The organism is Cryobacterium inferilacus, from assembly GCF_019599185.1.
GTDB classification, from domain to species: Bacteria; Actinomycetota; Actinomycetes; order Actinomycetales; family Microbacteriaceae; genus Cryobacterium; species Cryobacterium inferilacus.
The window spans coordinates 16833-29251 of record NZ_JAIEUL010000034.1 but is presented as its reverse complement, the minus strand read 5'-3'; the positions used below and the strand labels follow the sequence as shown (position 1 = coordinate 29251).

At 67.0% G+C, this 12419-nt stretch carries 19 protein-coding genes; 11 read left to right on the top strand and 8 right to left on the bottom strand.

What is annotated here, in order from left to right; genetic code table 11:
- The 3 genes from K2F54_RS18415 to K2F54_RS18405 form a co-directional block, all read right to left on the bottom strand.
- A partial coding sequence (locus K2F54_RS18415) for a hypothetical protein (protein ID WP_220607312.1) occupies positions 1-189 on the bottom strand: 189 nt, incomplete at its 3' end.
- A 96-nt stretch (positions 190-285) separates the two neighbouring features.
- The gene (locus K2F54_RS18410; protein ID WP_220607311.1) at positions 286-585 is read right to left on the bottom strand and encodes a Dabb family protein; all 300 of its coding nucleotides are present in this window, start codon (positions 583-585) and stop codon (positions 286-288) included.
- Positions 582-851, bottom strand: a complete 270-nt coding sequence (locus tag K2F54_RS18405) for a glutaredoxin family protein (RefSeq protein WP_220607310.1) — start codon at positions 849-851, stop codon at positions 582-584. Before K2F54_RS18405 ends, K2F54_RS18410 begins: the two co-directional genes overlap by 4 nt.
- A 52-nt stretch (positions 852-903) precedes the next feature.
- Between K2F54_RS18405 and K2F54_RS18400 the strand changes: the two genes are divergently transcribed.
- Entirely contained in the window at positions 904-1623 is a 720-nt protein-coding gene (locus K2F54_RS18400) for an HAD family hydrolase (protein ID WP_220607309.1), read from the top strand.
- Positions 1624-1665: 42 nt separating this feature from the next.
- On the opposite strand, the gene K2F54_RS18395 is transcribed toward K2F54_RS18400, so the two are convergent.
- The 3 genes from K2F54_RS18395 to K2F54_RS18385 form a co-directional block, all read right to left on the bottom strand.
- A complete protein-coding gene (locus tag K2F54_RS18395; RefSeq protein WP_003792170.1) occupies positions 1666-1764 on the bottom strand; it encodes a 30S ribosomal protein bS22 in 99 nt (32 codons plus the stop codon).
- 84 nt (positions 1765-1848) lie between these two features.
- Entirely contained in the window at positions 1849-2058 is a 210-nt protein-coding gene (locus K2F54_RS18390; RefSeq protein WP_220607308.1) for a helix-turn-helix domain-containing protein, read from the bottom strand.
- 63 nt (positions 2059-2121) lie between these two features.
- The gene (locus K2F54_RS18385; protein ID WP_220607307.1) at positions 2122-2577 is read right to left on the bottom strand and encodes an ArsR/SmtB family transcription factor; all 456 of its coding nucleotides are present in this window, start codon (positions 2575-2577) and stop codon (positions 2122-2124) included.
- A gap of 75 nt (positions 2578-2652) precedes the next feature.
- On the opposite strand from K2F54_RS18385, the gene K2F54_RS18380 reads away from it, so the two are divergent.
- The 3 genes from K2F54_RS18380 to K2F54_RS18370 all read left to right on the top strand — a co-directional run bounded on the left by K2F54_RS18380 (position 2653) and on the right by K2F54_RS18370 (position 5330).
- Complete coding sequence (locus tag K2F54_RS18380) at positions 2653-4095, top strand: TrkH family potassium uptake protein (protein WP_220607306.1); 1443 nt, start codon at positions 2653-2655, stop codon at positions 4093-4095.
- Positions 4088-4759, top strand: a complete 672-nt coding sequence (locus K2F54_RS18375) for a potassium channel family protein (protein ID WP_110126414.1) — start codon at positions 4088-4090, stop codon at positions 4757-4759. The genes K2F54_RS18380 and K2F54_RS18375 overlap by 8 nt, the downstream gene beginning before the upstream one ends.
- A 160-nt stretch (positions 4760-4919) precedes the next feature.
- Positions 4920-5330, top strand: a complete 411-nt coding sequence (locus K2F54_RS18370) for a cupin domain-containing protein (RefSeq protein ID WP_220607305.1) — start codon at positions 4920-4922, stop codon at positions 5328-5330.
- 80 nt (positions 5331-5410) lie between these two features.
- On the opposite strand, the gene proC is transcribed toward K2F54_RS18370, so the two are convergent.
- Positions 5411-6259 (bottom strand): pyrroline-5-carboxylate reductase, encoded by an 849-nt coding sequence (proC, locus tag K2F54_RS18365; RefSeq protein WP_220607304.1) that lies wholly within the window; start codon positions 6257-6259, stop codon positions 5411-5413.
- Between the two features lie 68 nt (positions 6260-6327).
- Between proC and K2F54_RS18360 the strand changes: the two genes are divergently transcribed.
- Together K2F54_RS18360 and K2F54_RS18355 are read left to right on the top strand one after the other, a co-directional pair.
- Complete coding sequence (locus K2F54_RS18360) at positions 6328-7290, top strand: cation diffusion facilitator family transporter (RefSeq protein WP_220607303.1); 963 nt, start codon at positions 6328-6330, stop codon at positions 7288-7290.
- On the top strand, positions 7287-8024 hold the full coding sequence (locus K2F54_RS18355) for a glutamine amidotransferase (protein WP_220607302.1): 738 nt from the start codon (positions 7287-7289) through the stop codon (positions 8022-8024). The genes K2F54_RS18360 and K2F54_RS18355 overlap by 4 nt, the downstream gene beginning before the upstream one ends.
- On the opposite strand, the gene tadA is transcribed toward K2F54_RS18355, so the two are convergent.
- Positions 7966-8457: a tRNA adenosine(34) deaminase TadA gene (gene tadA, locus K2F54_RS18350; protein ID WP_308287736.1), complete on the bottom strand. Its 492-nt coding sequence runs from the start codon at positions 8455-8457 to the stop codon at positions 7966-7968. The genes K2F54_RS18355 and tadA overlap by 59 nt on opposite strands.
- 66 nt (positions 8458-8523) lie before the next feature.
- Between tadA and upp the strand changes: the two genes are divergently transcribed.
- From upp to K2F54_RS18325, 5 genes are all read left to right on the top strand, one after another.
- Positions 8524-9156 carry a uracil phosphoribosyltransferase gene (gene upp / locus K2F54_RS18345; RefSeq protein ID WP_220607301.1) on the top strand — a complete coding sequence of 211 codons (633 nt, stop codon included), beginning with the start codon at positions 8524-8526 and terminating at the stop codon, positions 9154-9156.
- Positions 9157-9694: 538 nt separating this feature from the next.
- On the top strand, positions 9695-10405 hold the full coding sequence (locus tag K2F54_RS18340; RefSeq protein ID WP_220607300.1) for a winged helix-turn-helix domain-containing protein: 711 nt from the start codon (positions 9695-9697) through the stop codon (positions 10403-10405).
- Between the two features lie 441 nt (positions 10406-10846).
- Complete coding sequence (locus K2F54_RS18335; RefSeq protein ID WP_308287735.1) at positions 10847-11263, top strand: RidA family protein; 417 nt, start codon at positions 10847-10849, stop codon at positions 11261-11263.
- Between the two features lie 162 nt (positions 11264-11425).
- Positions 11426-11872 (top strand): MarR family winged helix-turn-helix transcriptional regulator, encoded by a 447-nt coding sequence (locus tag K2F54_RS18330; protein WP_220607298.1) that lies wholly within the window; start codon positions 11426-11428, stop codon positions 11870-11872.
- 327 nt (positions 11873-12199) lie between these two features.
- On the top strand, positions 12200-12385 hold the full coding sequence (locus K2F54_RS18325) for a DUF1918 domain-containing protein (protein ID WP_220607297.1): 186 nt from the start codon (positions 12200-12202) through the stop codon (positions 12383-12385).
- Positions 12386-12419: the final 34 nt, after the last annotated feature.

Here is a 12419-nt window from a genome sequence, read left to right as displayed (position 1 = left end):
ACCTTCAACACCGACGCCGTCGCCGACCAGCTCCTCGTCGGCATCGCCACCATCACCGTCAACACCAAGTAACACCCCGCACAACACGCAGCACCCCGCAGCACAACCGCTGCACACGAAAACGGCCGAGCACCCGCTCGGCCGTTTTTCGCGCCCCCGGGCACGCGCATCCGCGGCACGCACGCTCACTGCTCCACCTCTCGGCCACTGCGCCCGCTATAGCGGGCGCAGCCAGCCGTACGAGGCGCAGCGAAGCCCGGAAGGGCTCAGGGCACCCGGTCGCGGCTAGACGAGGAGGTCGACGGCCATCCGCTCGGCGACGACCGAGCGCACATAGGCGCCGGCCTCCACGTGCGCCGGATGCACCTGGTAGCGACCCAACGCCGCCTCATCGTCGAATTCGGCGACGAGCGCCACGTCCCAGTTGGCGCCGCCGACCACATCCGGGCCGAGGCGTAGCGACCGGATCTCGTCGATCACACCAACGAGGCCGCCGAGCCTGGCCGCGATCTGGGCCGCGTGCTCGGCCTTCTCGGCAGGGTCGGTGGCCGTGAGCTTCCACGACACGAGATGCAGAATGGTCATCGGACCTCCAGGAGAGCGGTGCGCAGACGCGTCGGGTCGATGCGCCAGTAGTTGTGGACCAGCCCGTTGATCAGCAGCACCGGGATCTCCTCGACGTAGAGCTCGTGCAGCTCGGCGTGATCGAGGATCGACTTCTCCTCCAGCGCAACATCCGGCGCACCCGGCTCGGCGGCCAGATCGGCCAGAACCGTCGTGACCACCGCCCTGGCGTCATCACAGAGGTGGCACCCCGGCTTGCCGATGAGGGTCAGGAGAGCTGTGGACATACGCCCAGCCTAGGCCGCCACGGGAGCCGGACAGTCAGTAGACTCGGACGAAATGACCGAAGAATCCGGCCCTCGCGCGATCGCGTTCTTCGACGTGGACAACACCCTGCTCCGCGGTGCCAGCCTCTACCATCTGGGCGTGGGGGCGTGGCGGGCCCGGTTCATCTCCGTGGCCGATGTGCTCGCGTTCGGCTGGAGCCAGACCCGGTTTCTCGCGGTCGGCGAGGACGGCGTGAACATCGCCCGGCTGCGTCTGCGGGCGATGGACATCATGACGGGGCGCACGCGGGCGGAACTCATCACGCTCAGCCACCAGATCTTCGACAGCCAGCTCATCCACCGGCTCTGGCCGGAAACCGTGGCGGTAGCGCACGCCCACCGTGACGCGGGTCGCGAGGTGTGGCTGGTCACCGCGACCGCCCAGGAGGTCGCCGACGTGATCGCCGAGCGGCTGGAGCTGACCGGTGCGCTGGGCACCCGGCTCGCCACGGTCGACGGCATCTTCACCGGCGCGTTCATCGACGGTATCTGCCACGGCGACCGCAAGGCCGACGTCGCCCGCGAGATCGCCATCGAACGCGACGCCGACCTGGCACACTGCTGGGCCTACTCGGACTCGCACAACGACATTCCGTTGCTCGAGCTCGTCGGACACCCCGTCGCGGTGAATCCAGACAGCACGTTGCGCCGTTACGCGCTGGCGCGTGGCTGGCCGATCATGCACATGAAGATCGCGCAGATCAAGGCGGCCAGGGCAAACAAAAAGCGCTAGGTCGGTGACCTAGCGCTTTCCTAAAAAAACGGCCGGAACCGTCTACTTCTTATTACGACGCTGGTGGCGAGTCTTGCGAAGCAGCTTGCGGTGCTTCTTCTTCGCCATACGCTTGCGTCGCTTCTTGATTACAGAACCCACACGGACCTCACAAAGTTTTGGTTAAGCCGCGGGATTCGCGACCGACACGAAAACCCCATTCTAACGGATAAAGAAAGTCCCGTTCTACGCACTGCCGGCAAACGGTGGTTCGATGGCCTTGAGCACGGCCGATTCCGGCACCCGGAAGGAGCGGCCGAACCGCACCGCGGGGAGCTCTCCGGCGTGGACGAGGCGGTACACCGTCATGCGGGACACCCGCATCATCAGCGCCACCTCTGCCACGGTCAGGAACCGCAGATCGTCCAGTCGCGAGTCGGCGAGTTCGCGTGACATAAGCGACTCCCTCGGTTCGGCTGGTGATTCTGCCGCAACTCTAGAGCGAACCGCTGGTGCCCGCTAGTCGTTCTTGCGCCACTTCTTCACGCTCTTCTTCACCGCGGAATCCTTGACCACATTCGACATCTGGAAGGACGTGTCGGCGAATGCCTTGCCGATCGCCGCGGCGAAGGCACGCTGCTCGTCCTTGAGGACCTCGGTCTCGTCCACACCATCGATGGTGGTGGCCACGTCGAGGCTGAGGAACGGGATCAACCAGTCCTCGATCTCCTCGAGCGGGGCGTAGTCCAAGTGGTAGTAGCGATGCTGACCCTCTTCACGCACCCCGACCAGCCCGGCCTCCCGCAGCACCTTGAGGTGTTTGGACACCGTGGGCTGGCTCAGTCCGAGCGAGCTGACGATGTCGGAGACACTCAGCTCCCCCCGGGCGGCGCTGGACTGGTTGTAGCGCTCGAGGAGAATGCGTAAGATATCGCGTCGGGTCGAGTCCGCCACCACGCCAAAGATGTCTGCCATGCCCCAAGGGTAGTCATTCCCGGTGCGCGTACTGTGACAAGTCGTCAACGACCACCGGCAGTTTCGGGGATTCAAGTGAAGACGCAGGCCCCTAACGCACGTTTCAGGCACCATTCCAACACCTGGTACGGCCGCATCCGCGACTCCGTCGATGTGATTGTGCGGCAGTCTCCGTCCCGGTTCGCCCTGTTCGTGTTCACCGCGCTGATTCTCGTCTTCACGCTCCTGTTTTCTCTGCCGATCGCGTCGGCGGGCGACACGGAGACTCCCCTGCACGATGCCCTCTTCACCGCGATGTCCGTGATCTGCGTCACCGGCCTCAGCACGGTCGACATGGCCACGCACTGGTCCCCGTTCGGCAACGTCTTGGTGGTCGTCGGGGTCAACATCGGCGGCGTCGGCGTGCTCACCCTGGCGTCGCTGATGGGCCTGGTGATCTCCCGCCGGCTCGGCCTGCGGGCCAAGCTGATCGCGGCCAGCGATTCGAACCCGTCGCGCATCCACATGGGCCCGGTCAACGAGGGCCAGGCCGTGCGCCTCGGCGAGGTCGGCAGCCTGCTGCTCACCGTCGCCGTCAGCACCCTCGTCATCGAAGCCGCCGTCACCCTGCTGCTGTTCCCGCGGATGCTGATCGACGGTGTGCCCCCTGGCGAGGCCCTGTGGCAGAGCATCTACTACGCCGCGATGGCGTTCACCAACACCGGCTTCAGCCCGAATGTGGGCGGCCTCGGCCAGTTCGCCAACGACTACTGGTTCCTCGGCACCCTGATGGTCGGCGTGTTCCTGGGCAGCCTGGGCTTTCCGGTGTTGATGACCTTCGCCCGGCACTGGCGCACCCCGCGCCGGTGGTCCGTGCACGTGAAGCTCACCCTCTGGACCACCCTCGTGCTGATGTTCGTTGGCATGATCTTTTACATCATCCTGGAGTTCGACAACCCGAAGACCTTCGGGTCGCTCAACGCCGGCGACACGGTCTTCCAATCCCTGTTCATGTCGGTGATGACCCGCTCTGGCGGGTTCGCCACCATCGACATCATCGACCTGCACGGTTCCAGCCTGCTGCTCACCGACATGCTGATGTTCATCGGCGGCGGGTCCGCGTCCACGGCCGGGGGCATCAAGGTCACCACCCTCGCGGTGCTGTTCCTGGCCGCCTTCGCCGAAGCACAGGGCAAGGAGCAGATGGAGGCCTTCGGCCGGCGCATCCCCAGCGACATCCTGCGCCTGGCGGTGAGTGTGGTGCTCTGGGGCGCGACCACCGTCGCGGTCTCCACCGTGCTCATCCTGCACATCTCCAAGGCCCCGCTCGATCTGGTGCTGTTCGACGTGATTTCGGCCTTCGCCACCGATGGCCTCTCCACCGGGTTGACGGCCGAACTGCCGCCTGAGGGCGTCTACGTGCTGGCCATGACCATGTTCATGGGCCGGGTTGGTACAGTGACTCTCGCGGCGGCGCTGGCAGCGAGCCAGAGCAGACAGTTGTTCAAACGCCCCGAGGAAAGGCCCATCGTTGGTTGACCGGATCAAGCACGACGCCCCCGTGCTCATCATCGGCCTCGGCCGCTTCGGCGCGGCCACGGCCGGCAAGCTCGATCGTCTCGGCCGGGAGGTGCTCGCCGTCGACAGCAGCGAGGCCCTCGTGCAGAAGTGGTCGGAGCGCATCACCCACGCCGTGCAGGCCGACGCGAAGTCCATCGACGCACTCCGGCAGATCGGTGCGCAGGACTTCTCCGTCGCCGTCTGCGCCGTCGGTTCCTCCGTCGAGGCGAGCGTGCTGATCGTTGCGAACCTGGTCGACCTCAAAATTCCACAGATCTGGGCCAAGGCGATCTCGCAGACCCACGGCAAGATCCTCGAACGCATCGGCGCCAACCACGTGATCTACCCCGAAGCCGACTCCGGCGAGCGCGTCGCCCACCTGGTGTCGGGGCGGATGCTGGACTTCATCGAGTTCGACGACGACTTCGCCCTGGTGAAGATGTACCCGCCCAAGCCGATCCGCGGGCTCAACCTCACCGAGTCCGGTGTGCGCACCAAGCACCACGTCACGGTCGTGGGCGTCAAGAGCCCCGGCCGGCCGTTCTCCTACGCCACGGCCGAGACCGTGGTGTCCGACCACGACCTGATCATCGTGGCCGGAACAGAGGGCGACATCGAGCGGTTCGCCGCGCTCGGCTCCTAGTCGGGCACGCGCCCACACGCTGGTTGAGCCTGTCGAAACCCGGTGACGTGCGTTCAGAGACCGACCCACGAGGTCTACTTCGACAGGCTCAGCACGGCCTCGACAAGCTCGACTAACGAGACGGGCCGGCCCCGCGCGCACGGTGGTGCAGAATTGTTCAATGACACACCTCTCCGGCATCGACCTCGACGCAGAACTCCGGCAGGTTGAAGCACACTGGACGCCACGAGTCGTCGGGCAGGTGAACGATCAGTACGTCAAGGTTGCGAAGCTTCTCGGCGAGCTGGTCTGGCACGCGCACGACGCCGAGGACGAAATGTTCCTCGTCGTCTCGGGTCGGCTTCGAATCCAGCTGCCGGACGACCAGGAGGTTGTGCTCACGCCGGGACAGTTTTACGTCGTACCCCGCGGCGTGCAGCACAACCCTGTCGCAGACGAGGAAGTGCACATCGTGCTCATCGAGACGGTGACCACCGCCCATACCGGGGATGTGATCGTAGCGGGCACCGTGCCGGTAGAACGGCAATTAGGCACCCCGAACCGGACTGACATCGGTACCCAGATCGCCTGACGAGACGGGCATGACCCACACGCCGGTTGCGCGGTCTCGACAGGCTCGACCGACGAGAGGGGTGCGTGAGGCGAGCGGGGCTACGACGCGGCGAGTTCCCTGGCCCGCGCGAGCGCGGCATCCGTCGCCCGGTCGAAGAGGCCCTTGAGGTCGCCGGTCTCGAGCTGCTGCAGGGCCCGCTCGGTGGTGCCCATGGGACTCGTCACCTGACGACGCAGCTCGGACGGAGTGAGATCCGAGACCGCGAGCAGCGCGCTGGCGCCGAGGAAGGTGCCGTTGACCATGGTCGCCGCCTGCTCGGCGGTGAACCCCTTGTCGATGGCCGCGAGGGTGAGCTGCTCGATCAGGTAGAAAACGTAGGCCGGGCCAGACCCGGAGATGGTGCTCAGGGCGTCGATCTTGTCCTCCGGCACCACCAGCACCTCTCCCACGGTCTCGAACAGTGCCGTGGCCAGGTCCATCTGGTCCGGGGTGGACCTGGTGCCGGCGCTGAGCCCGGTGACGGCCAGGCCCACGACGGCGGGGGTGTTCGGCATCGACCGGATCACGGCCACCCCGGCGGGCAGGTGCTTTTCGAAGGTGGCGATGGTGACGCCGGCGGCCACGCTCACGACGAGGGTGCCCGGCTCCAGGCTGTCGGCGATCTCGGCGAGCAGGTCGGGCACCATCTTGGGCTTGACCGCCACGATCACGATGCCGGCGCCGGCCACAGCGAGCCGGTTGGCGTCAGGTTCGGTCTCCGTCGCCCACGCGGTGACCCCCTCGGTGTCGGCGAGTTCTGCGGCCTTGGCTGCGGTGCGGTTGGTGGTGCGGATGCCGCCGGCCACCGTGACGGTGGGTTTGAGCAGCCCGGCCAGAACGGCCCTGGCCATAGATCCGGCGCCGAGGAAGGCGATGGCGGGCAGGGTGACGGGTGCGGTCGAAGTCATTCCCCCAGTGTAGTTTTCGCCCGGCCGCCGGTATCCGGTGCGGTGGTGGACGGTTCTAGGATGTGGGCATGAGCGCATCAGGCGGCAACACGGCAATCGTGGCGGCGCTGCTCGCCAACCTCGGCATCGCGGTCACGAAGTTCATCGCCTGGTTCGTCTCCGGCTCCTCCTCGATGCTGGCGGAGGGTGTGCACTCCCTGGCCGACTCCGGCAACCAGGTGCTGCTGCTGATCGGCGGCCGGAAGTCGCAGAAGGCGGCGGACACCGACCATCCGTTCGGCTACGGCCGGGAACGCTTCGTGTACGCCTTCGTGGTGTCGATCATCCTGTTCTCGGTCGGCGGCGTGTTCTCGATCTACGAGGGCATCGAGAAGCTGCAGAACCCGCACGAACTGGACAACGCCTGGCTGCCGATCCTGGTGCTCCTGGTCGCGATCGGCCTCGAGTCGTTCTCGTTGCGCACCGCGGTGAAGGAGTCGAACCGGGTGCGGCGGGGCGAGAGCTGGGTGCAGTTCGTCCGTCGCGCCAAGGCTCCTGAGCTGCCAGTGGTGCTGCTCGAAGACACCGCCGCGCTGACCGGCCTGACCCTGGCGCTGGGCGGGGTCGGCCTGACCGTGCTCACCGGCGACGCTACCTGGGACGCCATCGGCACCCTCGCCATCGGGGTGCTGCTCGTGCTGGTCGCGATCATCCTGGGCATCGAAACCAAGAGCCTGCTGGTGGGCGAGGGGGCCAGCGTCACGGATGTCGACGCCATCAAGGCCGCCATCCTGGCCGGTGACGAGACGAAGAAACTCATCCACCTGAAGACCCTCTACCTCGGCCCGGACGAGTTGCTCGTCGCCGCCAAGCTCGCCTTCGACTCCGGCCAGCGCTTCTCCGACGTGGCCGCCGGCATCAACGCGGTGGAGACCCGCATCCGGACCGCCGTGCCGAGCGCCAGGGTGATCTACCTCGAGCCAGACCTGTACGTCGATCCGACCGCCGTCGTCCCGCCAACGGATGCGATCGTCATCAAGGGCCTCGAGTGACCGCGAGTCGCGTCGCGCTGGTGCTGCGGCACGCCCCAGAGATCCACCTCGGCAACCTGGAACAGGTGCTCGTCGAGCACGGCTACACGGTGCGCTACGTCGACACCCTCGGCGCCGCCGGGGTGAGCGGGATCGACCCGGCCGAGGCCGAGCTGCTCGTAGTCCTCGGCGGCGAGATGGGCGTGTACGAGTCCGAGAGTTTTCCTGTGCTCACCGACGAGATCGCTCTGATCGCCGACCGGCTCGAGGCCAAACGGCCTGTCTTCGGCGTGTGCCTGGGCGCCCAGCTGATGGCCAGCGCCCTCGGCTCAACGGTCTACCGGGGCCCCAGCAACGAGATCGGCTACCGGCTGGTCGAGCCCACCGAGGCCGGGCAGGCCGGGCCGCTGCGGCACGTCGCCGGCATCCCGATGATGCAGTGGCACAGCGACACCTTTGATCTGCCGGCCGGCACCACCCGGTTGGCCGGCTCGGCCGCCTACGGCAACGAGGCTTTCGCGATCGGCGAGTGGGCCCTGGCGGTGCAGTTCCACCCGGAGGTGACCGCCCAGATGCACGAGACCTGGTTGGCGTCCTCCGACGCGGAGGTGCGGGCAGAGGGCCTGGACCCCGACGCGCTGCGCCGGGACCGGGAGCTGCACTCCGGCGCCATGCAGCACGCCTCTCGGGCGCTGTTCAGCGAGTGGCTGGCCGCCCTGCCGGGCGCCGCAGCGGGTCCTCGAAAAAGTCCCTGAGCACCCGGGCACACGCGGCTTCATCCACCCCGGACACCACCTCGACCCGGTGATTGAGCCGGCGATCGCGCAGCACGTCGTAGAGCGAGCCGGCCGCACCGGCCTTCTCGTCCCAGGCACCGAAAACCACCCGGTCCAGGCGGGCCGCCACGATGGCGCCGGCGCACATCACACAGGGCTCCAGGGTCACCACCAGGGTGCAGCCGGTGAGGTGCCAGTCGCCGGTGGCTGCGGCGGCCTGGCGGATGGCCACGACCTCGGCGTGCAGGGTCGGATCCTGGTGCAATTCGCGTTCATTGCGCCCCCGGCCGATCACCGTGCCGGCCGCATCCAGCACCACAGCGCCGACCGGCACGTCCCCGCTGGCCAGAGCGCCGTGCGCCTCGTGCAGGGCCAACCGCATCCAGGCCGCGTGTTCGTCGCTCTGCCGCACCGCGCCACCCCTTTTCCGGCCACCCCACGAGAGCCGGATGCCCGTGTGAGCTAGTAGATTGAGCCTATGCGAGTCCACGTAGCCGACCATCCGCTCATCACCCACAAGCTCACCGTGCTGCGTGATCAGAGCACCTCGTCACCGATGTTCCGGGCGCTGGTGGAAGAGTTGATGACCCTGCTGGCCTACGAGGGTACCCGTGGCGTTCGCGTCGAAGAGGTCACCGTGCAGACGCCGGTGGCGATCGCCCGTGGCGTGAAGATCAGCGACCCCAGGCCACTCGTGGTCCCCATCCTCCGTGCGGGCCTGGGCATGCTCGAGGGCATGGTCAAGCTGCTCCCCACCGCCGAGGTCGGCTTCCTGGGCATGGCCCGCAACGAAGAGACCCTGCAGCCCACCACCTACGCCGAGCGCCTGCCGGACGACCTGTCCGACCGTCAGTGCTTCGTACTCGACCCGATGCTGGCCACCGGTGGTTCGCTGATCGCTGCCATCGAGTTCCTCTTCGCCCGCGGCGCCGTCGATGTCACCGCCATCTGCATCCTGGCCGCCCCCGAGGGTCTCGCCGCCGTTGAAGAGGCACTGGCCGGCCGTGAGGTCACCATCGTGCTCGGCGCCGTCGATGAACGCCTGGACGAGCACGGCTACATCGTGCCCGGCCTCGGCGACGCCGGCGACCGGCTTTACGGCCTGGTCTAACCGGCTCGCGGCGGGCTTCGCCCTCCGGCGAGCCCGGGTGGCCGCAGATCCTGCGACCATCGACGCGCCGCACGGTCAGAAATTCACAAAACTTTGAAACCCCTCCATTTGGAGGGGTTTTCTTTTGTCAAAACGCTGTTTGTGCGAGATCCTCCGATTTCTCGCGACCTCGGTGAACGTGGTGCACCGATGAATCGCAGTCGGGTCGGCAATGAATTGACACAACTCGTCATAGTCGGCTTTACTCACATTCATGACTTCCTCCACACGCATCCCGACCTCCCCCGAGGCCTTGGGCACAGCCGGCATGATGATGCCCGGCGGCGTGATGGCGTGTTGCCGAATGTGTCGCTAACTCACTGACACCACCTCCGTCGCCGAGTCGATAGCCCCCTCACCCGCTCTCACACAGCCGCTGACGCATCGACTCCCGGGCCTTCCGCCCGCAACCCGGCCCATCCTCGTGGCCGACAATTCTTCGAACCCGAAAAGCGCCTGGCGCCGGGTACTCGCATCATCACAGTCAAGGATTCCAGCCATGTCTCTCGCACACATCGACTCCGCCCGCTCCGTCCAGTCCTACCGTCCAGAGCTCACCCTCGCCCCGGCACCCGCGCCGGCCGCACCGCGCATCCGCGCCGTGCCCGACGGCACCCAGGCCCGCGGCTTCGTGCTCTACGTCGGCATCGACGAGGCCAAGGCCGCTGCGGCCGGCACGAGCCTGCACCGCATCGTGGAGGAGCTGAAGAAGCTCACCCAGGCGATCGCGCCGTCCTCCGAGACCCACGCCGCCGTGGCCCTGGCCCCCGAGGGTGTCGGTGGGCGTGATGTCGACGTCGTGCGCCTGGCCCTGCAGGACCCGGCCGCCCTGGCCAAGCACCGCAACCCGGCCGAGGAGGCCGACCGTGCTCCGGGCGGAGTGGTGGTCGACATCTCCCGCAAGCGCGTGATCCTGGACAACGAGACCGCCGCACTCACCTACAAGGAGTTCGAGCTGCTGCAGTACCTCGTGCTGCGCGAGGGCCGCACCATCGAGCGCGCCGAACTGATCAGCAAGCTCTGGGATGCCGACAGCGAAGAGGACGCACCGAACGAGCGCACCATCGACGTGCACGTTCGCCGCCTGCGCTCCAAGCTCGGTCGGTACGAAGACATCGTTCGCACCGTGCGCGGCGTCGGCTACCGCTTCGACCGCCACGCCGACGTGTCGATCCGCCAGGCCAGCACGCCCAGCCCCGACCGCTTCTAGCCGGCACGGCGTCGTCAGTGCGGGCCCGCCTGCGGGTTACGCCCCTGTCGCCGGTCGAGCGTGTCGAGACCTCGCACCTCGACGCTCACGCGCGGGTCGAGCTCGTCAACCGAGGCCGATCCCTACCGGGGGTTAACGTGATTGAGGGCCGGTCGTAGAGGCAAACGACCGACCCTCTTCCCTTGCACCAAGAGTGTCCTGCAATCACATTCGCGTCTTCCGCCACAGCAAACGGTTGACGCACTACGAATATATAACGAAGCGGTAACGGAAAGCCAGTTATCCAATCGTTATTTTCCTGCGAGTTCACCTTGCGTTGGCTTGGACAGGCAAATGCCCTCCCTGGCCGCCCCCAGCGTCGAGGCTGTTTTCGGCGTAATGCGCCAGCCAAGTACCGCGCTCCTGCATTCCGCGCACGGAGACCGAGACCCTGGAGCGACTGTGGACATCACCCGCCTGCAACCCGCCGGACTCGTTGTGAGCCCGGCCTTCAGCCATGTCGCGATAGTTCCGCCCGGCGTCACAACCATCTATGTGGGCGGCCAGAATGGAATCGACGCGGCCGGCACCATCGTGTCGGCCGACATCGCCGAACAATCGCGCCAAGCGGTCGACAACGTGGCCACAGCGCTCAACGCGGCCGGCGCATCCCTCAGTGACGTCGTGCAGTGGACCGTGTGGATCGACGCGGCCGCCGACCTCGGCGACGCCTACGGCGCCATCGCCCCGAGACTGGCCGGGCCCGGCGCCCCGCCGCTGGTGACCGCCGCCCGGGTCGCCGGGCTCGGTGTGCCCGGCGCGCTCATCGAGGTGAGCGCGGTTGCCGCGGTCATCCCTGCGTCTGACCGAGTGCCCTGACCACCACCGACCGCGCCCTCGACCGAGGGCGGCGCGATACTGGTCTGCCGAACCGCCGGGCAGACGCAACCGACTGCGAGACCGGGCTAGGCTGCCGCGGGACGCAGCAGCCATCGCATATTGTTGGACAGAAGATGCCCCGGGGCACAATGAGGAGGCGACATGGTTGATCGAGCGGCAGCCGTGGGCGCCTGGGAGTCGCTGTTTCGGGCCCAGGTAGCGATCATGCGCAACCTGGCCGAGGAATTCCCGTCCCGGGAGATCTCCATGAACGAGTACGACGTGATGTTCAACCTGTCCCGTCAGCCCGACCGCAGCATCCGTCTGCGCGAACTCAACAAGCACGTTCTGCTCACCCAGCCCAGCGTCAGCCGGCTGGTCGACCGCCTCGCCTCCCGAGGGTATGTGCACAAGCACCCGGACCCCGACGACGGCCGCGGTGCCATCGTCGAGTTGACCGAGGCCGGCTACGCTCTCTTCCGCCGGGTGGCCATCGACCACATGTCATCGATCACCACGCGCATCGGGGACAGCCTGACCGCGGAGGAACTTGTGCAGCTCACCGCCCTCTGCGATCGACTGCGGCTGGGCTCCGACGAGTCCCACTGAGCCGGCCGCGGCCCAGCCGAGCGGGTGAGCGGCGCCGACCAGGGGTGAGCGGCGAAGCAAGGGCCCTACCCCTCGCCCCGCCGTGGCGCTCCCTTGCAGGATTGCCATCCCGGTCTGGCGACCCGAACGTTGCCTGGCCGGGAATCCAGGTGCCTGCGAACGGTGGACCAACTCGGCACGCGGTGTCCGGCGCCGACGTCGGCACACCAGTTCGCACAACAGAACTAAGGTTATCTCATTTTAACCCCGCGGCCGCCGCTGCCGACCGACGCCCCCTGTCCATCCGGTCGGGGCGAGCGTAACCTGCCCGTCAAGGAGGTGAGCGTCATGCGCGCAACAGAAAACGACCGCATCATCATTCGGGGCAAGACCGACTCGACGCCAGACCGGCACGGAACGGTCCGCGAGGTGCGCGGCCCGGATGGAGAACCGCCCTACCTGGTCACGTTCGACGACGGCCACGAGTCGCTGGTCTTTCCCGGCTCAGATTTCATCATTGAACGGGTGCACTGAGTTCCCGCACTGAGTTCCCGCACTGAGATGCCCT